22 protein-coding genes and 1 other annotated feature are annotated in these 23,960 nt (G+C 40.6%); of the genes, 19 read left to right on the top strand and 3 right to left on the bottom strand.

What is annotated here, in order from left to right; genetic code table 11:
* The first annotated feature begins 40 nt into the window (after positions 1-40).
* Together tgt and yajC are read left to right on the top strand one after the other, a co-directional pair.
* On the top strand, positions 41-1,180 hold the full coding sequence (gene tgt / locus MKX82_RS14220) for a tRNA guanosine(34) transglycosylase Tgt (protein ID WP_233313026.1): 1,140 nt from the start codon (positions 41-43) through the stop codon (positions 1,178-1,180).
* Positions 1,181-1,208: 28 nt separating this feature from the next.
* Positions 1,209-1,493 carry a preprotein translocase subunit YajC gene (yajC, locus tag MKX82_RS14215; RefSeq protein ID WP_233313027.1) on the top strand — a complete coding sequence of 95 codons (285 nt, stop codon included), beginning with the start codon at positions 1,209-1,211 and terminating at the stop codon, positions 1,491-1,493.
* A 58-nt stretch (positions 1,494-1,551) separates the two neighbouring features.
* Here yajC and MKX82_RS14210 read toward each other — a convergent pair whose 3' ends face one another.
* Positions 1,552-1,929 (bottom strand): TIGR04086 family membrane protein, encoded by a 378-nt coding sequence (locus MKX82_RS14210; RefSeq protein WP_233314698.1) that lies wholly within the window; start codon positions 1,927-1,929, stop codon positions 1,552-1,554.
* Positions 1,930-2,117: 188 nt separating this feature from the next.
* Here MKX82_RS14210 and MKX82_RS14205 point away from each other — a divergent pair, with 188 nt between their 5' ends.
* Positions 2,118-2,762 (top strand): DUF421 domain-containing protein, encoded by a 645-nt coding sequence (locus MKX82_RS14205; protein ID WP_233313028.1) that lies wholly within the window; start codon positions 2,118-2,120, stop codon positions 2,760-2,762.
* A 21-nt stretch (positions 2,763-2,783) separates the two neighbouring features.
* Here the strand turns inward: MKX82_RS14205 and spoVB are convergent, their stop codons facing one another.
* Positions 2,784-4,334 (bottom strand): stage V sporulation protein B, encoded by a 1,551-nt coding sequence (gene spoVB, locus MKX82_RS14200; RefSeq protein WP_341077943.1) that lies wholly within the window; start codon positions 4,332-4,334, stop codon positions 2,784-2,786.
* Positions 4,335-4,540: 206 nt separating this feature from the next.
* Here spoVB and MKX82_RS14195 point away from each other — a divergent pair, with 206 nt between their 5' ends.
* From MKX82_RS14195 to dtd, 7 genes are all read left to right on the top strand, one after another.
* Positions 4,541-4,840: a post-transcriptional regulator gene (locus tag MKX82_RS14195; protein WP_233313030.1), complete on the top strand. Its 300-nt coding sequence runs from the start codon at positions 4,541-4,543 to the stop codon at positions 4,838-4,840.
* A 242-nt stretch (positions 4,841-5,082) separates the two neighbouring features.
* Entirely contained in the window at positions 5,083-7,329 is a 2,247-nt protein-coding gene (secDF, locus tag MKX82_RS14190) for a protein translocase subunit SecDF (RefSeq protein WP_233313031.1), read from the top strand.
* 104 nt (positions 7,330-7,433) lie between these two features.
* A complete protein-coding gene (locus MKX82_RS14185; protein WP_341077938.1) occupies positions 7,434-7,757 on the top strand; it encodes a LapA family protein in 324 nt (107 codons plus the stop codon).
* A 132-nt stretch (positions 7,758-7,889) separates the two neighbouring features.
* Positions 7,890-10,250, top strand: a complete 2,361-nt coding sequence (recJ, locus tag MKX82_RS14180; RefSeq protein ID WP_341077936.1) for a single-stranded-DNA-specific exonuclease RecJ — start codon at positions 7,890-7,892, stop codon at positions 10,248-10,250.
* Positions 10,241-10,753: an adenine phosphoribosyltransferase gene (locus MKX82_RS14175; RefSeq protein ID WP_233313034.1), complete on the top strand. Its 513-nt coding sequence runs from the start codon at positions 10,241-10,243 to the stop codon at positions 10,751-10,753. Before recJ ends, MKX82_RS14175 begins: the two co-directional genes overlap by 10 nt.
* A gap of 285 nt (positions 10,754-11,038) precedes the next feature.
* Positions 11,039-13,234, top strand: coding sequence for a RelA/SpoT family protein (locus MKX82_RS14170; RefSeq protein ID WP_233313035.1), 2,196 nt, complete (start codon positions 11,039-11,041; stop codon positions 13,232-13,234).
* 11 nt (positions 13,235-13,245) lie between these two features.
* Positions 13,246-13,686 carry a D-aminoacyl-tRNA deacylase gene (dtd, locus tag MKX82_RS14165; RefSeq protein WP_233313036.1) on the top strand — a complete coding sequence of 147 codons (441 nt, stop codon included), beginning with the start codon at positions 13,246-13,248 and terminating at the stop codon, positions 13,684-13,686.
* A gap of 32 nt (positions 13,687-13,718) precedes the next feature.
* Here dtd and MKX82_RS14160 read toward each other — a convergent pair whose 3' ends face one another.
* Positions 13,719-15,254 (bottom strand): N-acetylmuramoyl-L-alanine amidase, encoded by a 1,536-nt coding sequence (locus tag MKX82_RS14160; protein ID WP_341077934.1) that lies wholly within the window; start codon positions 15,252-15,254, stop codon positions 13,719-13,721.
* 196 nt (positions 15,255-15,450) lie between these two features.
* Here MKX82_RS14160 and MKX82_RS14155 point away from each other — a divergent pair, with 196 nt between their 5' ends.
* The 9 genes from MKX82_RS14155 (at position 15,451) to MKX82_RS14115 (ending at position 23,942) form a co-directional block, all read left to right on the top strand.
* Positions 15,451-15,627, top strand: a complete 177-nt coding sequence (locus tag MKX82_RS14155) for a hypothetical protein (protein ID WP_233313038.1) — start codon at positions 15,451-15,453, stop codon at positions 15,625-15,627.
* A 61-nt stretch (positions 15,628-15,688) separates the two neighbouring features.
* Positions 15,689-15,938, top strand: a binding site (T-box leader).
* 99 nt (positions 15,939-16,037) lie between these two features.
* Positions 16,038-17,312, top strand: coding sequence for a histidine--tRNA ligase (hisS, locus tag MKX82_RS14150; protein WP_237941742.1), 1,275 nt, complete (start codon positions 16,038-16,040; stop codon positions 17,310-17,312).
* A gap of 35 nt (positions 17,313-17,347) precedes the next feature.
* Entirely contained in the window at positions 17,348-19,126 is a 1,779-nt protein-coding gene (aspS, locus tag MKX82_RS14145; RefSeq protein ID WP_341077930.1) for an aspartate--tRNA ligase, read from the top strand.
* 176 nt (positions 19,127-19,302) lie between these two features.
* Positions 19,303-20,064 (top strand): tRNA threonylcarbamoyladenosine dehydratase, encoded by a 762-nt coding sequence (locus MKX82_RS14140; protein ID WP_233313041.1) that lies wholly within the window; start codon positions 19,303-19,305, stop codon positions 20,062-20,064.
* 147 nt (positions 20,065-20,211) lie between these two features.
* Positions 20,212-20,976 carry a hypothetical protein gene (locus MKX82_RS14135; RefSeq protein ID WP_341077926.1) on the top strand — a complete coding sequence of 255 codons (765 nt, stop codon included), beginning with the start codon at positions 20,212-20,214 and terminating at the stop codon, positions 20,974-20,976.
* 5 nt (positions 20,977-20,981) lie between these two features.
* Positions 20,982-21,368 (top strand): GntR family transcriptional regulator, encoded by a 387-nt coding sequence (locus tag MKX82_RS14130; protein ID WP_233313043.1) that lies wholly within the window; start codon positions 20,982-20,984, stop codon positions 21,366-21,368.
* The gene (locus MKX82_RS14125; protein WP_233313044.1) at positions 21,361-22,056 is read left to right on the top strand and encodes an ABC transporter ATP-binding protein; all 696 of its coding nucleotides are present in this window, start codon (positions 21,361-21,363) and stop codon (positions 22,054-22,056) included. The genes MKX82_RS14130 and MKX82_RS14125 overlap by 8 nt, the downstream gene beginning before the upstream one ends.
* A 15-nt stretch (positions 22,057-22,071) precedes the next feature.
* Positions 22,072-22,989 carry an ABC transporter ATP-binding protein gene (locus MKX82_RS14120; RefSeq protein WP_341077923.1) on the top strand — a complete coding sequence of 306 codons (918 nt, stop codon included), beginning with the start codon at positions 22,072-22,074 and terminating at the stop codon, positions 22,987-22,989.
* Positions 22,989-23,942: an ABC transporter permease gene (locus tag MKX82_RS14115; RefSeq protein WP_341077920.1), complete on the top strand. Its 954-nt coding sequence runs from the start codon at positions 22,989-22,991 to the stop codon at positions 23,940-23,942. The genes MKX82_RS14120 and MKX82_RS14115 overlap by 1 nt, the downstream gene beginning before the upstream one ends.
* Positions 23,943-23,960: the final 18 nt, after the last annotated feature.

The following is a 23,960-nucleotide window of genomic DNA, read 5'->3' as shown; positions in this document are numbered from 1 at the left end:
AATTCTTATTGGTGGATTTTTAAATAAAGGAGATTTTACATTGACTGCAATACGTTATGAATTAATTAAGACGTGTAAACAAACAGGAGCAAGGCTTGGTATCGTGCACACTCCGCACGGTTCCTTTGAAACTCCTACATTTATGCCTGTCGGTACATTGGCGACAGTAAAAACGATGGCGCCAGAAGACTTGAAGACTATGGGTGCAAATATTATCTTGAGCAATACGTATCATTTATGGCTCCGCCCTGGTCATGAAATTGTGAAAGAGGCGGGAGGCCTGCACAAATTCATGAATTGGGACAAAGCGATTTTGACTGATTCAGGCGGTTTCCAAGTGTTCTCATTAAGTGATTTCCGCAAAATTGAGGAAGAGGGAGTTCATTTTAGAAATCACCTAAATGGAGATAAGCTGTTCCTTTCACCTGAAAAAGCGATGGAAATCCAAAATGCGTTAGGTTCAGACATTATGATGGCATTTGATGAATGTCCGCCATATCCTGCAGAGTATGACTATATGAAAGCATCGGTAGAGCGTACATCAAGATGGGCTGAGCGTTGTTTGAAAGCACATGGCAGACCAGAGGACCAAGGCTTGTTCGGAATCATCCAAGGTGGAGAATATGAAGAGCTGCGCAAACAGAGTGCAAGAGATCTTGTATCTTTAGACTTCCCAGGCTATGCAGTCGGCGGCCTTTCTGTCGGCGAGCCGAAGGATGTTATGAACCGAGTGCTTGAGTTCACAACACCATTAATGCCGGATAATAAGCCGCGTTACTTAATGGGTGTTGGTTCACCTGATTCCTTAATAGATGGGGCAATCAGAGGGATTGATATGTTTGACTGTGTTCTTCCGACACGCATTGCCCGCAACGGCACATGCATGACAAGCGAGGGCAGACTTGTAGTGAAAAACGCAAAATATGCTAGAGATTTCGGGCCGCTTGACCCGGAATGCGACTGCTATACATGCAAAAACTACAGCCGAGCTTACATCCGTCATTTAATCAGATGTGATGAAACTTTCGGAATAAGACTTACATCTTACCATAATCTCTATTTTCTGTTAAACTTAATGGAGAATGTCAGACAAGCGATTCGTGAAGATCGATTGGGGGACTTCAAAGAAGAGTTTTTCGAGCGCTACGGCTTCAATAAGCCAAATGCTAGAAACTTTTAAATAGAGAATTTGAAAGGAGGGGAAATGAATGCAAAACATTATGGGGCTACTACCATTTATTTTAATGTTTGTTCTATTCTACTTTTTGCTTATCCGTCCGCAGCAAAAGCGTCAAAAAGCGGTAAGGCAAATGCAGAGTGATTTGAAAAAAGGGGACAAGATTGTCACGATTGGCGGACTTCATGGCACAGTCGATGCAATCGATGAAGGCACTGTTGTTCTTAAGTCTCCAGACGGAAGCCGTCTGACTTTTGACCGCAATGCAGTTCGTGAAGTTCTGGAATCTTCCAGCACTGTCCTGGACAAAGCATAATACAAAAAGCTGGAAGCAAGTTTTGCTGCCAGCTTTTTTTAATGAAAGTTATTCTCCATTAAGATTTCGAAAGATTAACTCCTAATATGCCGCCCATCATCGCGATCAGCGTATAGCAAACATGGTAAATGAACTGCTCGAAAGTAAAGAGCTGATCCAAGCCTAAAAAGCTGAACAAGAACACTATCAGGAAATAAATCAAGCCTGTTATCCCCCCGAGAAACCAGCCCTTTTGCTTACCTTTCCCACCAGATATAAACCCTCCTGCAAACAAAGTAATAAACGACACAGCAGTGATTATGTATTGCAAGGATGCTTCCTGAAGGGAAGTGAATCTCAGCAGCAAGGAAAAGACAATGCTGCTTGTAATAAATAGGGTAAAGATCGCTATCAGGCCATATAATACAGCACTGCCGACATTTTTGCTTTCTTCGATCTTAAACCTCTCCTTTCAACCATTTTCTTTTTTAATGAGACAATCTTGGAGTTTCATACTAGTACAAGCATATTCGCCAACTGTCCTAAATAGAATCATGAATTTGATTACTTCGCATAAAAATCATCGGCGAGAAGAAACTAAAAAGGTTGTTTATTCGAAAAGAAATACTTTTGGGAGGGAATATAATGGAGGAGTATATTGTCATTCTGCTGAGGACTCTATTGCTTTATGCCATCATCGTTCTCGTTTTCCGCATGATGGGTAAACGGGAAATAGGGGAGTTAAGCATTCTTGACTTAGTTGTATATATTATGATTGCAGAAATTGCTGTTGCTGCGATTGAAGATATTAAAACAGAGCTAGTTCCTACTATTTTGCCAATATTTATTCTGCTTCTGATTCAGATTGGTCTGGCAGCTCTTTCCCTTAAAAGTAAAAAAATTAGAGATTTGATTGACGGGAAACCAACCATCATTATCAATAAAGGGAAAATTGATGAAAAAGCAATGCGTTCCCAGCGCTACAATATGGACGATTTACTCCTGCAGCTTCGCGAGAAGGATGTTCGTAATGTTGCTGATGTTGAATTTGCGATATTAGAAACGTCTGGAAAGCTGTCTGTTTTCGAAAAGGAGCCGAACAAATCAGGCGTTACCATTCCTTTAATAATCGATGGGGTCATTCAAGAGGCAAGTCTTAAAGAAATTGGAAAAAGTCATGGCTGGTTACAGCAGGAGCTGAAGAAACAGGGGCATCTAAAGATAGATAAGATATCCTTCTGCAGTTTCCAGGATGATAAATTTTATATTGATTATTTTGACGAAAAATGAGGCAGAGTCAAGACTCTATCCTCATTTTCCTGTCAATATGGGACCGATCCACGGAATCCGTCTAATATCTTCTTTTTTAATGAGCTTAAAAACAAAAAGCAAAATCAGGTACAACAAGCTAATGATAATTGTATCTGTTGCCACCATTAACACAAGGCTGTCTATCCAGCTTAAGTTAGCCAGAAATGCTCCAGCATAGCCGGAAATAAAGATGACAGCAAGCATTTTGGCGTAATCTTTTACATAAATAGAAAATCCTATAGATTTAGTTATAGTAGCGAAATGAAGCAATGTTGTGAGAACAAAGCCGACTATTAAAGCAATGGCTACCCCGTAAATACCGAACTCCGGCCTGCTGGCAAGAAGGAGAATAACGGCTGTTTTCACAGCTGCTCCGATAAAACTGTTTATCATCGCAGCCCTTGCCAAGTTAAGCGCCTGCAGTGCTGCTTGAAGCGGTCCTTGATAGTAGTTCAAGATAAAAAATGGTGCCATCAGCAAAATAAAGGTTGTCCCCTTTGTGCTGCCATACATGACGGTCATTAAAGGCTCTGCCAATGCATACAGCACAATCACAGCAAGTCCGCCTGTCATGAACGTGAACCTTAACGCTTGCTGCAGCAAATAGTCTATCGTTTGCTTTTGATTGCTGGCATTGGCTTCACTTATGGCAGGAACAAGCGATGTGGACAGTGATTGTGTGAAAAACGAAGGAAGCATCAAAAGAGGCAGTGCAAATCCTGTTAACACTCCGTATTGCTTCGTAGCATTGACGGCAGTAAGCCCAGCGATAGCCAAGCTTTGCGCCACCACAATAGGCTCTAAAAACCATGCAATACTCCCAATCATTCTGCTTCCTGTAGTAGGAAGGGCAATTTGCATAAGCTCGTTAAAGGTGGTTTTCCCTTTCACTATATACTGCAAGAATTTGTTTCGAAGGGAAAAGCTCTTTTTCCATTTGAAAGAGGCGAGCAAGTAAAGAAGAGAAGCCAATTCTCCAATAACCCCAGCGAGCATCGCTCCTGCAGCAGCATATTCAATTCCCATAGGCAAAAATGCTTTCGTAAGAACAGCTATTAACGTGATGCGGATAACTTGTTCAATTACCTGTGAAACAGCTGCCGGCTTCATCGTTTGTTTCCCTTGGAAATATCCTCTTAGAACAGAAGAGACAGCGATGACAGGAATAATCGGTGCGATGGCCATCATTGGCACTAGTGTTCTTCTGTCATTAAATAATGTTTCAGCCAAATATGGAGCAAGCAAATATAAAAGCGGTGTAAAAACCAATGCAAGTCCAAGTGTCGTTGATAAAGAAACGACAAGTATGGATTTGACTTTGCGCTGATTCCCTTCCGCATATGCTTCTGCCACGTTTTTTGAAATGGCGACAGGCAGTCCAAGTTGAGTGATGGTCACGACTAAAATGAGTGTGGGATATACCATCATGTACAGCCCGACTCCATCTTCCCCTATAAATCGGGCAATAACGATGCGATTGATAAAACCTAAAACTCTAGTGATCAGTCCTGCTGCTAGCAGTATAATGGTGCCTTTCAAAAACTTAGACATTCTATTTCCCTGCCTTCTCAAATAACGAATAATGCTATACAATTAACTATATGCATTCATGTGGACAAAGCATGACAAGTATATAAAGGAATTTGAAAAGAAGCAGAGATTGGATCGAAAAGGAACTATTGCCTTTCATCATGAAAAACGTAAGAGGTTTATGATAAGAGGAAAAGGACCATCATGTTAAAGGAGCTGTTTGAAAGATGCCATCTGAGCATTTGTATGATCATTTTCGCCATCAAGTGAAGCCAGCGCTGAAGAGCAAGCTGGAGGAATTTCATCTACTGGGCTATGACACTATAGATGAGAACGAACTATGGTTCTTCTTAACGAAGAAAAAGTGGAAGAAAACCTCAACGGACTACAGGATTGCAGAAATTGTTCAAGATGTAATGAATGTTAAAGTATTAGACTTCATGAATTTTGCCACAGTGGAAGCCTACAAGGCAGACGACTATTTCTCTGTGCTTTCAGAGGAGGAAAAAAAGGAGCTGCTAAAATAACCTTTACATACAGAGCATTTGTGAATTTTTTGTGAAGAAGTTCGATAATTTTTAGTACAAATTGACAGCACTCATAAACTGTTTCATAATGTTTTATTATAGAAAGAAAATGTTTAATTAACGAAGAATTCATGAACAAATTCTGTAATGAATAGTGCTTGCCGTCCTGTCAGGATGGCTTAAGCTTGTCAATAGGTGTAATCATATGTACGCCTTTTTAGAACGAGGAGGAAAAATACATAATGGTAAAGCGGAGCAGAATAGTTGCCTTCCTATTAATTGTAGTTGTCTTTGCAGGATTGATGGGAGGAACAACAAATAATATTTTAAAGGATATTAAACTTGGTCTTGATCTCCAAGGTGGTTTTGAGGTTCTTTATAAAGTAGAACCAATAGATGGGAAAAAGATTAATACGGATATTCTTAACAGTACGGCTCAAGCCTTAGATAAGCGAATCAACGTGCTCGGTGTCAGCGAACCAAGCATTCAAATCGAAGGAAAGGACCGCATCCGTGTACAGCTAGCAGGCATAACTGATCAGAATAAGGCACGGGAATTGCTGTCAACAGAAGCGAACCTGTCGTTCCGTGATGTTAACGATAAAAAGCTGATGGATGGTTCTGACCTAGTGCAAGGCGGAGCTGAACAGGTATTTGATGAATATGGTAAACCTAGTGTTTCCTTAAAGCTGAAGAATGCTGAGAAATTTAAGGACGTAACGACAGAAGTGCTTGGAAATCCGCTTGTCATCTGGCTCGATTATGAAGAAGGCGATTCCTATGCGGAAGAAGCAACAAAAGCTGATCCTAAATTCCTGTCTAACCCAATGGTAAGCAGTGTATTGAACACAGATACCGTTTCGATTACAGGAAACTTTACGATTGAAGAAGCGAAGACATTGGCTGAGCTTCTGGATGCGGGAGCTCTTCCTGTTAAGCTGACTGAGGTTTATTCAACAAGCGTTGGAGCCCAGTTTGGTGACCAGGCTCTTAAAGAAACAGTATTTGCCGGCATTGTTGGTGTTGGACTTGTGTTCTTGTTTATGCTGTTCTACTACCGTTTGCCAGGCTTAATTGCAGTCATCACCCTGTCTATATTCGTATACTTAAATCTGCTTGTTATTGATTTAATTAACGGGGTACTGACACTGCCGGGAATTGCCGCCCTAATACTTGGTGTCGGTATGGCGGTTGACGCCAATATCATCACATATGAACGGATTAAGGATGAACTTAAAGTAGGGAAAACACTGAAATCCGCTTACCAAGCTGGTAACAAAAACTCAATATCCACCATTATTGATGCTAACCTTACAACGATTCTTGCGTCCGTTATCTTATTTGCATATGGTACAAGCTCTGTTAGAGGATTTGCGACATTGCTGATTGTCAGTATTCTAGTGAGCTTTATCACGGCAGTATATGGGACAAGATTGTTGCTTGGGCTTATTGTTAACAGCAAAGCATTCAACAAGAGACCGTCATGGTTTGGTGTCAATAAGAAGGATATTAAGCATATTGGCGAAAACTACGATACACTTACATTGCCGACGAAATTTGACCGTATTGACTTTGTAAAATACAAAAACGTATTCTTTGGAATATCAAGCGTGCTTGTTGTTGTAGGTATCATTGTTATTGCTGTGTTTAGACTTAACCTTGGCATCGACTTTGCAGCCGGTTCACGGGTGGAAATAAGCTCTGAGAAACCATTGACAACAGAAGCGGTTCAAGCAGATATGGATGCTCTCGGCATTACAGCAGATGATATCACTATTTCTGGTGAAAATAATGACAGAGCTGCAATCCGCATAAAAGGGGATATGAGTCAAAGCAAAGTCGCAGAACTGAAAACGACTCTGCATGATAAATACGGCTCCGATCCGAATGTCAGCACCGTATCACCTACAGTCGGAAAAGAGCTGGCCAAAAATGCGTTCTATGCCATCATTTTAGCATCACTAGGGATAATACTTTATGTAACAATCCGTTTTGAAATATATATGGCATTAGCAGCTATTATCGCCCTGCTTCATGATGCATTCTTTATCATTGTCATCTTCAGCTTCACAAGGCTTGAAGTTGATATTACATTTATCGCGGCAGTACTTACGATTGTCGGGTATTCTATTAACGACACGATTGTTACGTTCGACCGTATCCGCGAAAACCTTGTGAAAAAGAAAAGAATTACGACTGCGAAGGAAATCAAAGATATTATCAATACAAGTATCCGCCAAACATTTACACGCTCCCTCAATACAGTTCTCACAGTTGTTATCTGTGTAATTGCTTTGTTGATTTTTGGAAGCGAGTCAATCCGAAACTTCTCATTAGCTTTATTGATTGGTTTAATCGGAGGTGCATACTCTTCTATCTTTATCGCATCCCAGTTATGGTTTGTATGGAAGAAAAAAGAGCTTAAGAAAAAAGGCGTTCTGATTACGGTTAAAGAAAAACGTGTAAGTTCAGATGAGCCGCAAGTATAAGTTTGATTTAAGACAGGTCCTTGATTGAAGGACCTGTCTTTTTAGTTTAATACCTGCATATTATGGGAAAGTTATAGGGAAGGACTTAGTATTGGAGGTAGCTTATGAAAATCCAATGGAACTTATTATTTGGCATTGTTTTTGCACTTATAGTAGCTGTTTTTGCTGTGATAAATGTTGATTCTGTTACAGTGAACTATTTATTTGGAACAGGAGAATGGCCGCTCATTCTCGTAATTTTAATCTCCGTATTGCTGGGAGGACTTATGATAGGCTCTGCTGGCTTGATAAAAATTTATTCGTTGCAGAGAAAATGGAAGGCTGCAGTTAAGGAAAACGAGTCACTTCAATTGCGGCTGCAAGAGCTTGAACCAGTACAAACTAGTGAGGCAGAACCAGTAGAGACAATAACTGCTCCAACAAAATAATTTCACACACAAAAAAGCTTATGCTCAGCAATGGCATAAGCTTTTTTGTGTGTAATCAAAGTCTGTTTCTTCCACTATCAAACATTGAAAGGATTAACTCATACTTGTATAATGATAGATTGAGGTGATAAGATGCTTCATCCTAAATCTAGATGGATTACAGAAAAGAAAAATAATGATAATGCTGCAATACTTGCAGACCAGTTAAAAATCACACCTCTTGTAGCAAGTTTACTCGTAAACAGAGGATATGATAGCCTTGAAAAGGCAAAAGCATTTTTATACAGCATAGATGAGTTTCATGACCCATTTTTAATGAAGGGCATGGATATAGCAGTAGACCGCATAAAGGATGCCATCGATAAACAAGAGCCAATCCTTATATTTGGCGACTATGACGCAGATGGTGTAACGAGCACCACTGTTATGATGAAAACATTGGAGGATCTAGGCGCCGATGTTCAATTTTATATACCCAATCGTTTTACAGAAGGCTATGGACCGAATGAAGGGGCATTTCGATATGCAGCAAGCATCGGCATTAAGCTGATTGTTACAGTGGATACGGGAATAGCTGCTGTCAAGGAAGCAGATGTGGCGAAAGAGCTAGGGATAGACTATATCGTGACAGACCACCATGAGCCTGGATTAGTTCTTCCAGATGCGCTAGCAATCATTCATCCAAGATTGGATGGGAGCGAGTATCCTTTCCATGAGCTTGCCGGAGTCGGTGTTGCTTTAAAAGTTGCGCATGCGCTATACGGCGAACTCCCAGAACATCTTCTGCAATTTGCTGCAATTGGGACAATTGCCGACCTTGTATCACTGACAGGGGAAAACCGGATTATCGCCAAACTTGGAATCAAGAAGTTGAAGCAGACTGCTAACATCGGCTTGCAGGCATTACTGAAGCAGATGAAGACAGAAGCAAGCGGGATAGATGAGGAAACAATCGGATTTATGATTGCCCCTAGGATAAATGCTGTTGGCCGGCTCGACAGTGCTGACCCTGCCGTTGAACTGCTCTTAACAGATGACCCAGACCTTGCTGCATCTCTTGCAGAAGAGATGGAAGCGATAAATAAAGAACGGCAGGCAATCGTTAACCAAATTACGGAGGAAGCGATTGAACAAGTTGAGACGCTGTATCCGTTGGCCGAAAACCGGGTGATTATCGTCGGTAAAGAGGGATGGAATCCGGGAGTAGTCGGTATTGTGGCTTCAAGGCTAGTCGAGAAATTTTACAGACCGACCATTGTTCTCGGCTTTGATCAGGAAAAAGGTATTGCAAAGGGGTCGGCACGCAGTATTGCCGGATTTGATTTATACCAGAATCTGTCTACATGCAGAGAGATACTTCCCCATTTCGGCGGACATCCGATGGCAGCAGGGATGACACTTGCATTGGAGGATGTGGATCAGCTTCGTCAGCGCTTGAACCAACTCGCTTTTGACAAGCTTGTTCCTGAAGATTTAGTTCCATTAACAGCCGTTGATATGGAGATTGACCTTAAAGATGCGCATTTACAAGCCATTGAGGAAATGCAGCTGCTTGCGCCATTTGGTGTCGATAATGCTAAGCCGCGGATTGTGATGGATTCTGTTGAGATAAGCACTATAAGGAAGATTGGAGCTAACCAGAATCATTTGAAGGTGCAATTTCAGCAGGAAGACACAAGCCTTGATGGAATTGGGTTTGGGATTGGCGAGCTTTATGACCATATATCGCCAAGTGCAAAGGTGTCTGTACTAGGACAGCTTTCTATCAATGAATGGAATAATATAAAAAAGCCGCAAATATTTATTCAGGATATTGCTGTAAAGCATTGGCAGCTTTTCGATTACCGAGGTATTAGAAATTTGGAGAAGCTCGCATCTGCCATACCAGGCAACAGTGCAACATGGATTTTCTTTCACAAGGATTCGGTACCTGAGGCTCTTAATTCTATTTCTGATTATAAAATTATTGAAAATCTTGATGATGCAGCATCCTTCCAAACCGAAAATCGCATACTAGTACTGGCAGACTTTCCGCATAGCAAAGATATCGTTCAACAATTGTTAGCTAGTACTGTCCCTGAACGAATATATGCAAGCTTTTTTAAGCAGGACAGCGACTTTTTCAGCACGATGCCGACAAGGGATCACTTTAAATGGTACTACGCTTTTCTTGCAAAGCAAAATGGCTTTGACCTTAAAAAGTACGGCGGAGAGCTTGCGAAACGCCAAGGCTGGAGCAAAGAAACAATTGTTTTTATGTCAAAGGTGTTTTTTGAGCTGAATTTTGTTACAATGAAGGATGGGTTTATTACGCTGAATAAGAATAGCAATAGAAGAGATTTAACAGAGTCTCCTTCTTTTCAACAGAAACAAGCACAATTTTCGCTCGAAAATGAATTAATATACTCGTCTTATGAGCAGTTAAAGAATTGGTTTGATCTTATTCTTCAGAAATCCGTTAAGAATGAGGAGGAAGTGCAAGAATGGATTTAAAACAGTATGTAACAATTGTGGAAGATTGGCCAAAACCGGGCATTCGTTTCAAAGATATTACCACACTTATGGATAATGGTGATGCATATAAATACGCAACAGATAAAATTGTTGAGTACGCTAAAGAAAAGGAAATCGATATTGTTGTCGGACCAGAAGCTCGCGGCTTTATCATCGGCTGTCCTGTTGCTTATTCATTAGGAGTAGGCTTTGCGCCAGTTCGTAAAGAAGGAAAGCTGCCAAGAGAAACAATCAAGGTTTCTTACGGCTTGGAGTACGGCAAGGATGTGCTGACAATCCATAAGGATGCAATTAAGCCTGGCCAAAGAGTCCTAATTACTGATGACTTGCTTGCAACAGGCGGCACAATTGAGGCTACAATCAAGCTTGTAGAAGAATTGGGCGGTGTAGTAGCTGGGATTGCCTTCTTGATTGAATTGTCTTACCTAGAAGGACGCAAAAACCTTGATGGCTATGATATTTTGACATTGATGGAATATTAATAACGAAGAAGAGCGCTGTGATAGCGCTCTTTTTTTTGCAATAAAAAAGCATCGGGAACTTTCGACTGTTTTCGACAAAAATTCTAATGTTTTGCAAAAAAATTACATGGATTCTCTTTACATTCTCTCTCTTTTTTTTAATAATAGAAATAATCATTCTAAAATTGTTTTAATTCTATTAAAAATTGCATGATGCAATATAAGGAAAAACATATAGCGGGATAGATAAATAGTCGAACTTATGATAAATTCTAATAATACACTCGGAATATGAAAGGTGATTACATGGCGAATGATCAAGTGTTAACCGCCGAACAAGTCATCGATAAGACTAAAGGATATTTAAACGAAGAGCATACAAAATTCATACAAAAAGCCTATGATTTTGCCCAAAATGCTCATCGTGAACAATATAGAAAATCTGGGGAGCCATATATAATCCACCCTATTCAAGTGGCAGGGATTCTTGCTGATTTGCAGATGGATCCGGCTACTGTTGCTGCAGGTTTTCTCCATGATGTTGTTGAAGATACCGATATCACATTAGAGGATATTAGTGACAGCTTTAGCAATGAAGTGGCCATGCTCGTTGACGGCGTTACGAAACTAGGGAAAATCAAATACAAATCCCATGAAGAACAACAAGCAGAGAACCATCGCAAAATGTTTGTCGCAATGGCGCAGGATATACGAGTCATACTGATTAAGCTTGCCGACAGACTTCATAACATGCGAACGCTAAAGCATCTTCCTGCAGAGAAGCAGCGCCGCATTTCAAATGAAACGCTTGAGATTTTCGCTCCATTAGCCCACAGACTAGGGATATCTACAATTAAATGGGAGCTTGAAGATACAGCTCTACGTTATATGAATCCACAGCAATATTATCGAATTGTTAACTTAATGAAGAAAAAGCGCGCTGAGCGTGAACAATATTTAGAAGAAGTTGTTTCCGAAATACGGGAAGGCACGGATGAAGTAAAAATTCAATCTGACATTTCGGGACGTCCAAAGCATATATACAGCATTTACCGCAAGATGGTGCTACAAAACAAGCAGTTCAACGAGATTTATGATCTTTTGGCAGTGCGCATTGTGGTAAACAGCATCAAAGACTGCTATGCCGTGCTTGGAATTATTCATACACGCTGGAAGCCGATGCCAGGACGCTTCAAAGACTATATCGCGATGCCTAAAGCTAATATGTACCAATCCTTGCATACAACAGTGATTGGGCCGAAGGGTGACCCGCTGGAAGTGCAAATACGCACAACAGAAATGCATCGAATTGCAGAGTTCGGGATTGCCGCACACTGGGCATATAAAGAAGGAAAAACAGTTGATGAAGGCTCCTCCTTTGAAGAGAAGCTGTCATGGTTTAGAGAAATTCTCGACTTCCAGGAAGACAGTATTAATGCCGAGGAGTTTATGGAAAGTCTGAAAATCGATTTGTTTTCCGATATGGTATTTGTGTTTACCCCAAAAGGCGATGTATTTGAGTTGCCTTCAGGCTCCGTTCCGATTGACTTTGCTTATCGAATTCACTCGGAAATCGGTAATAAAACAATTGGTGCCAAGGTTAACGGCAAGATGGTTACACTTGATTATAAGTTAAAGACTGGCGATATCGTCGAAATTCATACAAGCAAGCATTCATATGGTCCTAGCCAAGACTGGATCAAGATTGCACAAACCTCACAAGCAAAAAATAAAATCAGGCAGTTCTTCAAAAAGCAGCGCAAAGAGGAGAACGTGGAAAAGGGCAAGGAGCTTGTCGAGAAAGAAATCCGCAATATGGAGTTTGATCTGAAGGAAATTCTTACCCCTGATAATATTAAGACAGTGCTTGAGAAGTTTAATTTTGTTGGTGAAGAGGATATGTATGCTGCTGTCGGTTACAATGGCATAACAGCCCTTCAAGTCGCCAACCGCCTTACAGAGAAATGGCGCAAGAAGCGTGATGCGGAGCAGTCTGCAACAATATCTAATGCTGTTGCTGAATTAAAGTCATTTCCTAGTGCGAAAAAACGTGCTTCTGGAGTGCGGGTAACCGGGATTGACAACCTGCTAATCAGGCTGTCACGCTGCTGTAACCCAGTGCCAGGCGATGAGATTGTCGGCTTCATTACAAAGGGACGAGGCGTTTCTGTTCACCGCTCAGATTGTACTAATATCGATACCGAGGATGCAAAAGCAAGACTGATTCCTGTTGAATGGGAAACAGCGCTGAATGATCGGAAGGAATATAATGTGGAAATTGAGATAAGCGGATATGACAGAAGAGGCCTTTTAAATGAGGTTCTTCAGGCAGTTAACGAATCGCAAACGAATATTTCTGCTGTTTCAGGCAAATCTGACCGCAATAAAATGGCAACCATCACGATGTCTATTCTCATTCTGAATGTCAATCACCTCCATAAAGTGGTGGAGCGGATTAAGCAGATACCTGATGTCTATTCTGTACGTAGAATCATGAACTAAGGAGAAACGGTATGCGTATTGTGTTGCAAAGAGTGAAAGAAGCAAAAGTGGAAGTCGACGGGAAAACCGTTGGACAAATTGATAAGGGCTATATGCTCCTCGTTGGCGTCACACATGATGACACAGCAGAGGATGCAGCAAAGCTTGTAGATAAAATTGCCCATCTGCGAATTTTTGATGATGAGGATGGGAAAATGAATCACAGCATAATGGAGGTTGAAGGCGCTATTTTGTCTGTTTCCCAGTTTACTCTGTATGGAGATACGCGAAAAGGGAGACGGCCGAACTTTATGAATGCCGCCAAACCGGATTATGCAGTAAATCTATACGATCAATTTAATCTTATGCTGAGGGAAAAGGGCTTGCATGTGGAGACAGGTGTTTTCGGTGCCATGATGGATGTCTCATTGGTGAATGATGGCCCTGTTACTCTTATACTCGAAAGCAAATAAAAGAACCGTTCCGATTGGAACGGTTCTTTTTATTATTGGAAATAGCTTTCGAGCCCTTCATAAATGGCTGCGGAAACTGTCTCCTGGTATTTTTGGGACGAAACAAGCGCCTCTTCTTGCTGGTTGCTTAAATAACCAAGCTCTAAAAGCGTTGCTGGTTGTGTGTTTTCTCTAAGAACAAAATAATCGTTCTTCCTTACACCTCTGTCCTTTAATTGGGTTGCTTCAATAATGTTTTCATGCAGACTGTTGGCAAGCTCCTTTTGGGAAGAGCTGTAATAATAGCTTGTCATCCCTCGGACGCTGCTGTCCTTTATGCTGTCATAATGGATGCTGATAAAGGCGTCAGCTTTATAGAAGCTGCTCATATTGACACGGTCCTGCAACGAGATAAAAAAGTCATTCTGTCTTGTCATCACCACATTGCTGCCAGCAGCCTGCAGTTTTTTAGCAAGAAGGTTGGCTGTTCGGATTGTCAGCGTTTTTTCCAATGTGCCGACAGCTCCGATTGTCCCGCTGTCTTTACCGCCATGACCAGGATCGATGACAATTGTTTTTCCTTTTAAGTCGCCTGTTTTGTTACTGTCTTGTGAGGAAGGTGCTGTTTGCTTTTCAGCAGATTCTGACACTATCCAGCTTGCTACATAGCCGGCTTGACCGTCTGCCAGCTCAATTTTATACCAGTCGCCAATCTCTTCTGTTGCTTTAAAGGAATCCCCTTCACTTGCAATACTTAAGACTGAGGCTTGTACGGATGCTTCACTCCGAATGTTTGTCCCATCATGAAGAATAGTAACAGATGCATCAATTGGTTTTGCAGAAATGTTTTCTACCTCGCTGTCCTCAGTCAGCAAGGTTTTAGACACCCAGCCAGTATTGCCTGAAAATTGGATTTTAGCCCAATCTCCATCCTCTGCTACTATATGTATTACCGTTCCTTTTGCCAGCTTGCCAATGACTACTCCATTCAAAGAAGCTGTGTCACGAACGTTTATATCATCGTCAGCTACAATCGCAGTTTGGCCGTCTGTTTGTGAGACGTCCGTTGTGTCTGAAGTGGTTTGCGCGCCGCCGATAATATATTGGCTGTTAACCCAGCCTGTTCCGAGCGCTGTTTGGATTTCAGCCCAGTCTCCTTCATTTGAAAGAATGGTGACAGGAGTATCTTTGCTGAGTGTTGTGATAACCTGATACTCGGTACCAGGTCCTTTGCGCAGTCTTAATCCATTTTCAGAAATGGTTCCTTCTGATGCTGTGACGCTGTCTGTTTGCGTATTGGGAGCATCATTACTCGAACCTTCAGACTTTGTTACTAAGTAGGCTGCCACCCAGCCGGCTTGACCATTTCCTAAATCGATTTTCAGCCAGTCCCCATTGTCAGTCAGCACTTTATAGCTTGTGCCTATTTCCATTTTCCCAATAATTGAATCATCAAGGCTAGGACCTTCTCTTATATTAAGGACTGTCGTCGATTGCACAGATAGACTGCTTTCCGCTTTAGCTTGGATTGCAGGAATCAGCATTAGCATCATAATGGGAATTATCCATATATGCTGTTTCTTTATCATTTGATAGCTTCTCCTCCCTTCCTTGAAAGAGCATAGTTAGTTGCATTTTAATACATTTCTCTTTCAAGATACAATCTCCTTTGATAACTTTTCTCTTTTTCTTTTCAATTTTAGACAATAAATATAACATATGATGAAAAATTTTTTAACTCATGGGGATAATAATAGAAATTAACAAGAAAAAAGGGTGAAAACAATGAGATTTGGTGAAAAAAGCATAAAAACCCATGATGTAAGCTCGAAATTACTCGGTGTGGACTTTCATGATTTTATCGAAAAGGAAGCTAACTCGACAGCTGTTGAGCTTGCTTCAGAGTTTGGGTTATCTGTAGGCGAAGCAAGAAAACTGAAAAAGCAGGTTGGGAGATATTAAAGGGCTATTGACAATCAATTCATCTCTTATTATTATTAATAAAATAATAAGGGATAAATTAAAAAAGCCAATGAGGGAGAAAAGTAGTTAGGATACACATGAAAAGAGAGGAAATGCCAAAGGCTGGAAGCATTTCTGCATGATGACTTAATGAACGAACACTCCGTAGGTTTTCTTCTGAACATGTTTTTTAACATTACTAGGTATGAAACGTTAGCAGGCGTTAACTGCAAAGTGGAAGATGCATTTCTTTAAAGATGCATTTCTTCAATTAGGGTGGCACCACGGGATTCCAAAATCTCGTCCCTTGTATATTTCTTGATATACAAGGGGCGGGATTTTTTTGTTTGCTTTTTTAAAATTGCCCATCCCTAATTCCGATACATAAGCCAATACAGGAGGATAATAATATGCAAATAAATATTCCAAGAGGAACGCAAGATATTCTGCCAGGCACAGTGGAAAAATGGCAATATATTGAAACACGTATTAAAGAGCTTTGCGACAGATTCCAATATAACGAAATAAGAACACCTATCTTTGAGCATACAGAGCTGTTTTTGCGCAGTGTTGGAGATACAACAGATATTGTCACAAAGGAAATGTACACATTTGAAGACAGAGGAGAAAGAAGCCTGACACTCAGACCAGAGGGTACTGCTTCTGTCGTTCGTTCTTTTGTAGAAAATAAAATGTTCGGGTTGCCATCACAGCCAGTTAAGCTTTTCTATTTAGGACAAATGTTCCGTTATGAGCGTCCACAAGCAGGCCGTTTTCGCCAATTCGTCCAGTTTGGTGTAGAGGCAATCGGCAGCAAGGATCCTGCGATTGATGCGGAAGTAATGGCACTTGCCTATAGTGTATATGAATCACTTGGGCTTTCAAAGCTGAAGCTCGTTGTAAACAGTCTTGGTGATAAAGAAAGCAGACTTGCACACAGAGATGCACTAATCGGCCACTTTAAGCCAAGCATCGGCGAATTCTGCAGTGACTGCCAAAGCCGTCTCGAAAAAAATCCAATGAGAATTTTGGATTGTAAGAAAGATCATGATCACCCGTTAATGAAGTCGGCACCGTCGATCCTAGACTACTTGAATGAAGAGTCTAAACAATACTTTGAGAAAGTGAAAGCATATTTAACTGCCTTAAATATTCCTTTCGTAGTCGATTCAAATCTAGTAAGAGGCTTGGATTACTATAATCACACTGCATTTGAAATCATGAGTGAGGCAGAAGGATTTGGAGCCATTACGACACTTTGCGGAGGCGGTCGTTATAATGGGCTTACAGAAGAGCTTGGCGGACCGGAAGCACCTGGTATCGGGTTTGCGATGAGCTTGGAAAGATTGCTTGCAGCCTTAACAGCAGAAGGAATCGAATTGCCTGTTGAGAAGAAAATCGATTGTTATCTTGTTGCATTGGGAGAAGAAGCAAAGGATTATACGGTCGGACTTTTAAATGATTTGCGCAGAGCAGGCTTATCTGCTGAAAGAGATTATATGGACAGAAAAGTAAAAGCTCAATTTAAAGCTGCCGATCGCCTTCAAGCTAAATTTGTCGCTATTTTAGGCGAGGATGAGCTGAAGGAAAACAAGATTAATGTGAAGAGTCAGGAAACTGGTGAACAAAAACAAGTGAAGCTGGAAGAATTAGCGGCAGCGCTGCAAGATTTTCAAAGCTATTAAAAATAAATAGTAGGGAACTAAAAGGAGGATGAAATATGTTTGGAAGAACGTATTTTTGTGGTGAAGTAACAGAAAAGGCTATTGGCGAAAAAGTCAGCTTAAAGGGCTGGGTTCAAAAACGCCGTGATTTGGGAGGACTTATTTTCATTGATTTGCGTGACCGTACTGGCATTGTTCAAGTCGTGTTTAATCCAGAAATAAATAAAGAAGCAATTGAAATTGCAGAAAAAGTAAGAAATGAATTTGTTCTAGATATTAAAGGAACGGTTGTGGCAAGGCAGGAAGGAACAATCAATGAAAACCTGCAAACAGGTAAAATTGAGATTGTTGTAGACGAAATTATCATTCTGAACGAAGCAAAAACACCGCCGTTTGCTATCTCTGATAAAACAGACGTAGCAGAAGATGTTCGCTTAAAATATCGCTATTTAGATTTCAGAAGACCAGTTATGTTTGAAACATTAAAAATGCGTCATCAAGTAACAAAGATTATGAGAGATTATTTAGACAGCGAAGGCTTCTTGGATATCGAAACACCAATCCTTACAAAAAGCACGCCTGAAGGAGCAAGGGATTATCTTGTGCCAAGCCGTGTTCATCCAAATGAATTTTATGCATTGCCGCAGTCTCCGCAGCTTTTCAAACAGCTGCTGATGGTAGGCGGAATTGAGCGCTATTACCAAATTGCCCGCTGCTTCCGTGATGAAGACTTGCGTGCAGACCGTCAGCCTGAATTTACACAGCTTGATATTGAAACAAGCTTCTTAAGTCAGGAAGACATCATGAAAATGATGGAAAACATGATGGTGACAATTATGCGTGAAGTGAAAGGAATCGATGTTCCTTCACCATTCCCAAGAATGCCTTATGATGAAGCAATGGCACGCTACGGATCGGATAAGCCAGACACAAGATTTGAAATGGAGCTTACAGATCTGTCTGAAATCGTTAAAGACTCCAGCTTTAAAGTGTTTGCAGCTGCTGTTGAATCAGGCGGCCAAGTAAAAGCAATTAATGTGAAGCAAGCAAATGACAAATATTCTCGTAAAGATATTGATGCTTTGACAGAATTCGTGAAAGTTTATGGCGCGAAAGGCTTAGCATGGTTGAAGGCAGAAGAGGATGGATTAAAAGGTCCGATAGCAAAATTCATCTCAGAGGAAGAGCAAAAAGCGTTTGAAGCAGCACTTGCTATTGAACCAGGTGATCTGCTGCTGTTTGTTGCAGATAAAGCAAGCGTTGTTGCAGACTCATTAGGTGCACTTCGCCTTAAATTAGCAAAAGAGTTGAACTTAATAGACCCAGAGAAATTCAACTTCCTATGGGTGACAGACTGGCCGTTGTTTGAACTTGATGAAGAAGAGAACCGTTTCTATGCAGCTCACCATCCGTTCACAATGCCAAAACGAGAAGATATTGAACTGCTTGATTCCAATCCTAAGGCAGTTAAAGCACAAGCGTATGATATTGTATTGAATGGTTATGAGCTTGGCGGAGGATCACTTCGTATTTTCGAAAAAGATATTCAGGAAAAAATGTTCGGACTGCTTGGTTTCTCTAAAGAAGAAGCTTATGAGCAATTTGGTTTCCTGCTGGAAGCATTCGAATATGGAACACCTCCGCATGGCGGAATTGCAATCGGCTTAGATAGACTGATTATGCTTCTGTCTGGCAGAACAAACCTGCGTGATACAATCGCATTCCCGAAAACAGCAAGTGCAAGCTGTCTGTTGACAGATGCACCAGGCGAGGTTTCTCAAAGCCAGCTTGATGATTTGCATCTAGCACTTAAATCACCGAAAAAAAATGACTGATAAAAGAGGGCTGTCTAAAAGTGACAGCCTTTTTTTCCTGTCAACAGTCCTGAGGACAAGGGCTAGAACCTGTCAATAATTTATGTTATAGTACAAAAGGGTTTAAGAGTATAATACTAGAAAACATATGTATAATTCCTATTAACGTAAATCTAATAATGGAGTTGAAGAAATAGATGTTGCACCAGTTTTCAAGAAATGAATTAGCGATCGGTACAGATGGATTAGAAAAGTTAAAAAACAGCACGGTGGCAGTGCTAGGAATTGGAGGGGTCGGCTCCTTTTCTGCTGAAGCTCTGGCTCGTTCAGGAGTCGGAAAATTAATATTGATTGACAAGGATGATGTTGATATTACCAACGTCAATCGCCAAGTGATTGCATTATTGTCAACTGTCGGTCGTCCGAAAGTTGATATCATGAAAGAGCGCATTGCAGATATCAATCCAGATTGTGAAGTAATCGCACTGAAAATGTTTTATACAGAAGAAACTTATGAGGAAATCTTTGCATACGGCTTGGACTATGTTGTGGATGCATCTGATACTATTTCCTATAAAATTCACTTAATGAAGGAATGTTTACAAAGAAATATTCCTATTATTTCAAGTATGGGTGCAGCGAATAAGATGGATCCGACTCGTTTCCAAATTGCTGATATCAGCAAAACACATACAGATCCAATTGCTAAAGTTATTCGTCTTCGTCTGCGAAAAGAGGGAATCCGTAAAGGAATTAAAGTAGTCTTTTCAGATGAAAGCCCGATCGTTATCAGAGAAGATGTCCGCAAAGTGGTTGGGAAAGAAGATGCACCGATTCGCAAGGCAAAAATGCCGCCTTCTTCCAATGCCTTTGTTCCATCTGTTGCCGGTTTAATTATGGCAAGCCATGTGGTGAAGGAATTACTGGGGGACATTAAAATTAAGCGTGTAAATGACTAATATAAACGAAAGATCCTAGGCTATCGGCCTAGGATCTTTTTTTAGAGTAAAAATACTGGTTTAAATTTACAAATAACCTATTGCAGGCATTGGTGTATTAGTGTACTATCTAGATAGTACACTAATACAAAGTTTTGGAGGAAGAATATGAAAGCATTTAAAGGCTTGTTGAGGAAGGACTTAAAAATAACCATCGGCTATTTTTATACGATATTAATTTTTATGGCAATCGCCTATGCGGCTGGCTGGTTCCTTTCTGGTTATTACAGCACTAGCATGCTGGCAGGAACCATTTCGATTGCTTTAATTATTGCCCATGTTATTTATTTACCAGGGTCTTTGCTGACATCACTTAATTTGGAAGGCAAAACGCAATTGTGGCTCCATAATCCAGCAAGCAGTGTGCAATTATTGCTGTCAAAGCTTACGGCCTGTTCTATATTATCGTTATGCTCCGCTGTCCTTATAACCATTATTACCATTTTAAGTCTTTTGCCGATAGCAGAATTTCAAGAAATGTTTACTGCATTTGATATTGTATTTATGGCTGCGGCAATATGGTTAATCTCTTTTTACTTGAGCATCTGGGTCATCTTTTATTGGACTGTCTACCACAGTTTAGGAGCCATCCTATGGTTGAAGAAATTTCGCTGGATTATCCTCATTGCCTTTTTCTATGGATGGGAACTGTTAAAAGAACAGTTTGGGAAAATCAGCTTTATTAAAGATATAAAAGAAATAGGGATGTTTAATTTAGGTAGAGCTTTTCAGATGGAAACAGGTATGAATTCCTTTCAAGCTACCTTTGAAGCAACAGACATTTCCGTGTTTGTCCTAGCAGGCTATTGTCTGACAGCTCTTGTTATTTTTTGGGTTTCGTCTTGGCTGTTAGATAAGAAAGTAGAGGTGTAAGCTGCATGGCAGATGACTACAAGCAATCACGGCCGATTTATATGCAAATTGTTGATCGGATTATGCGGCAGATTGCAAGACAGGAATTAAAGGTTGGCCAAAAGCTGCCTTCTGTACGGGAAATGGCCATTGATTCAGGAGTGAACCCAAACACAATTCAAAGAACCTATAGTGAATTGGAGAGGATGAATATCGTGGAAACGAGAAGAGGGCAAGGGACATTCATTACCGAAAAGAAGGAAGTGCTAGAGGAAGTGAAGAAAAAATTGCAGCTTGAACTTGTTGGCAGGTTTGTCGAGAGTATGAAGGAACTCGGAATATCAGAAGAGGAAATGATTGCAGAACTAAAAGCTGCATTTAAGCAGGGGGAGGAGGCTGAAAAGATTGATTAAATTAGAGAAAGTTACAAAAAAGTATGGCAAAGAAACAGCTTTAGAAGATGTTGATTTCTCTTTTCTGCCAGGGAAAATCTACGGCTTAGTCGGTGCTAATGGCAGCGGAAAATCAACAACCTTAAAACTTATTGCAGGACTCGTTCAGCCTTCCTCTGGAACTGTCACTGTAAATGGCAAACAGGTTAATCGAAAAATAGCAGCAGATGTATCGTATTTGACGGAATTAGATATGTTCTACGATGGTTTTACTGTTGCTGACATGATCAGCTTTTCTGCCTCGCAGTTTCAGGATTTAAACCTTGAGACGGCAACGGAGCTACTTCATTTCATGGAGCTTGATAAGGCCAAGAAAATTAAAGAGTTGTCAAAGGGCAACAGAGGAAGATTGAAGCTGGTTCTCTCTTTAAGCAGGCAGGTTCCAGTTCTGTTGCTGGATGAGCCGTTTTCCGGACTAGACCCGATGGTAAGAGATTCGATCGTTAAGGGGTTGCTCCATTATATTGATTTTGAAAAGCAGACAGTTATTATTGCTACACATGAGATTGCTGAAATAGAGCCAATTTTGGATGATGTTGTTGTTATCAATAAGGGACATTTAGCGGCGCATTTTCATGTTGACCAGCTGAAAGAAGAGCAAGGGTTGTCTATTGTGGAGTGGATGAAGAACAATATCAAGCATTCATAAAAAAGGGGAGATAAAATGGGAAGCATTGTTGAACTGAAAAATGTTTCAAAGGTGATTAAAGGCAGGAAAATCATTGATAATTTAAGCTTTAATGTAGAAGCAGGTGAAGTGTTTGGATTTCTTGGCCCAAATGGTGCCGGAAAAACAACGACCATTCGAATGATTGTTGGCCTAATAAACATTTCAGCCGGTGATATTTTAATAAGCGGAAAAAGCATTACCAAGGAATTTGAAAAGGCTGTGCAGCATGTCGGTGCAATCGTAGAAAACCCAGAAATGTATAAATTCCTGTCAGGTTACGATAATCTAGTCCATTATGCTCGGATGACAAGAGGAGTAAGCAAGGAGAAGATTAATGAGGTGGTTGAGCTTGTCGGCCTGACAGATAGAATACGTGACAAGGTTAAAACCTATTCTCTTGGGATGAGACAGAGACTTGGACTTGCACAAAGCTTATTGCATGATCCAAAAGTTCTAATATTGGATGAGCCGACAAACGGCTTAGATCCAGCAGGAATAAGAGAAATTCGCGACCATTTAAGAATGCTCGCCAGAAACAGAGGGATGGCCGTAATAGTTTCCAGCCATCTGTTGTCGGAAATGGAAATGATGTGTGACCGGATTGGTATTATCCAGCAAGGCAAACTGGTGGATGTCCAATTGGTGAAGGACTTTGTCAACAACACAGAAAAGCTCTATGAAGTGGAAATAGACCGTAGCGACGAAGCTTTAAGTGTTGTACGTGAGTATATGCCTGGCATAGAGGTGTCCAAAAGTGCTGCAGGTATAGAAATCCCAGTAACGAAAGAGCAGATTCCAGCATTGGTAAAACTTCTTTCGGGTCAGGATTTCTCCATTTATGGAATTAAAGAAGTTTCTAAGACACTTGAAGACAGATTCTTAGAAGTAACAAATGAGAAGGGGGAATTGTAATGCTGCAGCTGTTGCAAAATGAATGGATGAAGATATGGAAGCGTGCAGCCACACACGTAATGGTTGTCCTTTTGCTTCTAAGTGTAATCGCTATTGGAGCCATTACGAAGTATCAGGAAAATGGATTATCTGTTCCTGACAATGAAAATTGGCGCCAAGGTTTAGAGATGGAAAACAAGGAATATCAAAAACAGCTCGATGAAGGAACAGTCTCCCCTGATTTAATTGAATATACAAGGTCACAGATTGCCATTAATGAATATCGATTAGAGCATGATATTACTACAAATGTGGATTACTCTGTGTGGGATTTTATATCAGATAGTTCAGAACTCATCTCCTTTGCCGGCTTGTTTACCATTATCATTGCAGCTGGCATAGTTGCAAACGAGTTTACATGGGGTACGGTAAAGCTGTTGCTAATACGCCCGATTGGAAGAGCCAAAATACTGTTTTCTAAGTATTTGTCCGTAATATTGTTTGGGGTATGTTTAATTTTGGTTCTATTTGGTTTTGCTTTATTGCTGGGCGCCATATTGTTCGGATTCCCAGAGAGCAGCACTCCCTATTTAAATTATCATGACGGAAAAGTGACAGAACAAAGTATGATTCTCCATCTGTTAATAACATATGGACTGAATTCAATCGATCTGCTGATGATTACGACAATGGCGTTTATGATTTCGAGTGTATTCCGCAACAGTTCACTTGCTGTTGGAATCTCGATATTCTTAATGTTTATGGGCGGCACAGTGACCTACATGCTGTCGACAAAGTTTGAATGGGCAAAATATATTTTATTTGCTAATACAGATTTGACTCAGTATTTTGAAGGTACTCCATTAATGGAAGGCATGACATTAACATTTTCAATTGTAATGCTGTGTGTTTATTTCCTGATTTTTCACATGCTTGCCTTTTTCGTATTCAAGAAAAGAGATGTTGCGGCATAAGTTAGGTTTTTGCGGATG

Origin of the sequence: Niallia sp. FSL R7-0271 (assembly GCF_038005785.1) — a bacterium.
Taxonomy (GTDB): domain Bacteria; phylum Bacillota; class Bacilli; order Bacillales; family Cytobacillaceae; genus Niallia.
Note: the sequence above shows the minus strand (reverse complement) of the source record. Positions and strands in the feature narration are given on the sequence as shown.

Bases quoted from the DNA above. Each gene is read 5' to 3' on its own strand.
- yajC (WP_233313027.1), top strand. From the start codon at position 1,209: ATGCAAAACATTATGGGGCTACTACCATTTATTTTAATGTTTGTTCTA.
- MKX82_RS14205 (WP_233313028.1), top strand. From the start codon at position 2,118: ATGGAGGAGTATATTGTCATTCTGCTGAGGACTCTATTGCTTTATGCC.
- spoVB (WP_341077943.1), bottom strand. From the start codon at position 4,334: ATGTCTAAGTTTTTGAAAGGCACCATTATACTGCTAGCAGCAGGACTG.
- MKX82_RS14195 (WP_233313030.1), top strand. From the start codon at position 4,541: ATGCCATCTGAGCATTTGTATGATCATTTTCGCCATCAAGTGAAGCCA.
- secDF (WP_233313031.1), top strand. From the start codon at position 5,083: ATGGTAAAGCGGAGCAGAATAGTTGCCTTCCTATTAATTGTAGTTGTC.
- MKX82_RS14185 (WP_341077938.1), top strand. From the start codon at position 7,434: ATGAAAATCCAATGGAACTTATTATTTGGCATTGTTTTTGCACTTATA.
- recJ (WP_341077936.1), top strand. From the start codon at position 7,890: ATGCTTCATCCTAAATCTAGATGGATTACAGAAAAGAAAAATAATGAT.
- MKX82_RS14175 (WP_233313034.1), top strand. From the start codon at position 10,241: ATGGATTTAAAACAGTATGTAACAATTGTGGAAGATTGGCCAAAACCG.
- MKX82_RS14170 (WP_233313035.1), top strand. From the start codon at position 11,039: ATGGCGAATGATCAAGTGTTAACCGCCGAACAAGTCATCGATAAGACT.
- dtd (WP_233313036.1), top strand. From the start codon at position 13,246: ATGCGTATTGTGTTGCAAAGAGTGAAAGAAGCAAAAGTGGAAGTCGAC.
- MKX82_RS14160 (WP_341077934.1), bottom strand. From the start codon at position 15,254: ATGATAAAGAAACAGCATATATGGATAATTCCCATTATGATGCTAATG.
- MKX82_RS14155 (WP_233313038.1), top strand. From the start codon at position 15,451: ATGAGATTTGGTGAAAAAAGCATAAAAACCCATGATGTAAGCTCGAAA.
- hisS (WP_237941742.1), top strand. From the start codon at position 16,038: ATGCAAATAAATATTCCAAGAGGAACGCAAGATATTCTGCCAGGCACA.
- aspS (WP_341077930.1), top strand. From the start codon at position 17,348: ATGTTTGGAAGAACGTATTTTTGTGGTGAAGTAACAGAAAAGGCTATT.
- MKX82_RS14140 (WP_233313041.1), top strand. From the start codon at position 19,303: ATGTTGCACCAGTTTTCAAGAAATGAATTAGCGATCGGTACAGATGGA.
- MKX82_RS14135 (WP_341077926.1), top strand. From the start codon at position 20,212: ATGAAAGCATTTAAAGGCTTGTTGAGGAAGGACTTAAAAATAACCATC.
- MKX82_RS14130 (WP_233313043.1), top strand. From the start codon at position 20,982: ATGGCAGATGACTACAAGCAATCACGGCCGATTTATATGCAAATTGTT.
- MKX82_RS14120 (WP_341077923.1), top strand. From the start codon at position 22,072: ATGGGAAGCATTGTTGAACTGAAAAATGTTTCAAAGGTGATTAAAGGC.
- MKX82_RS14115 (WP_341077920.1), top strand. From the start codon at position 22,989: ATGCTGCAGCTGTTGCAAAATGAATGGATGAAGATATGGAAGCGTGCA.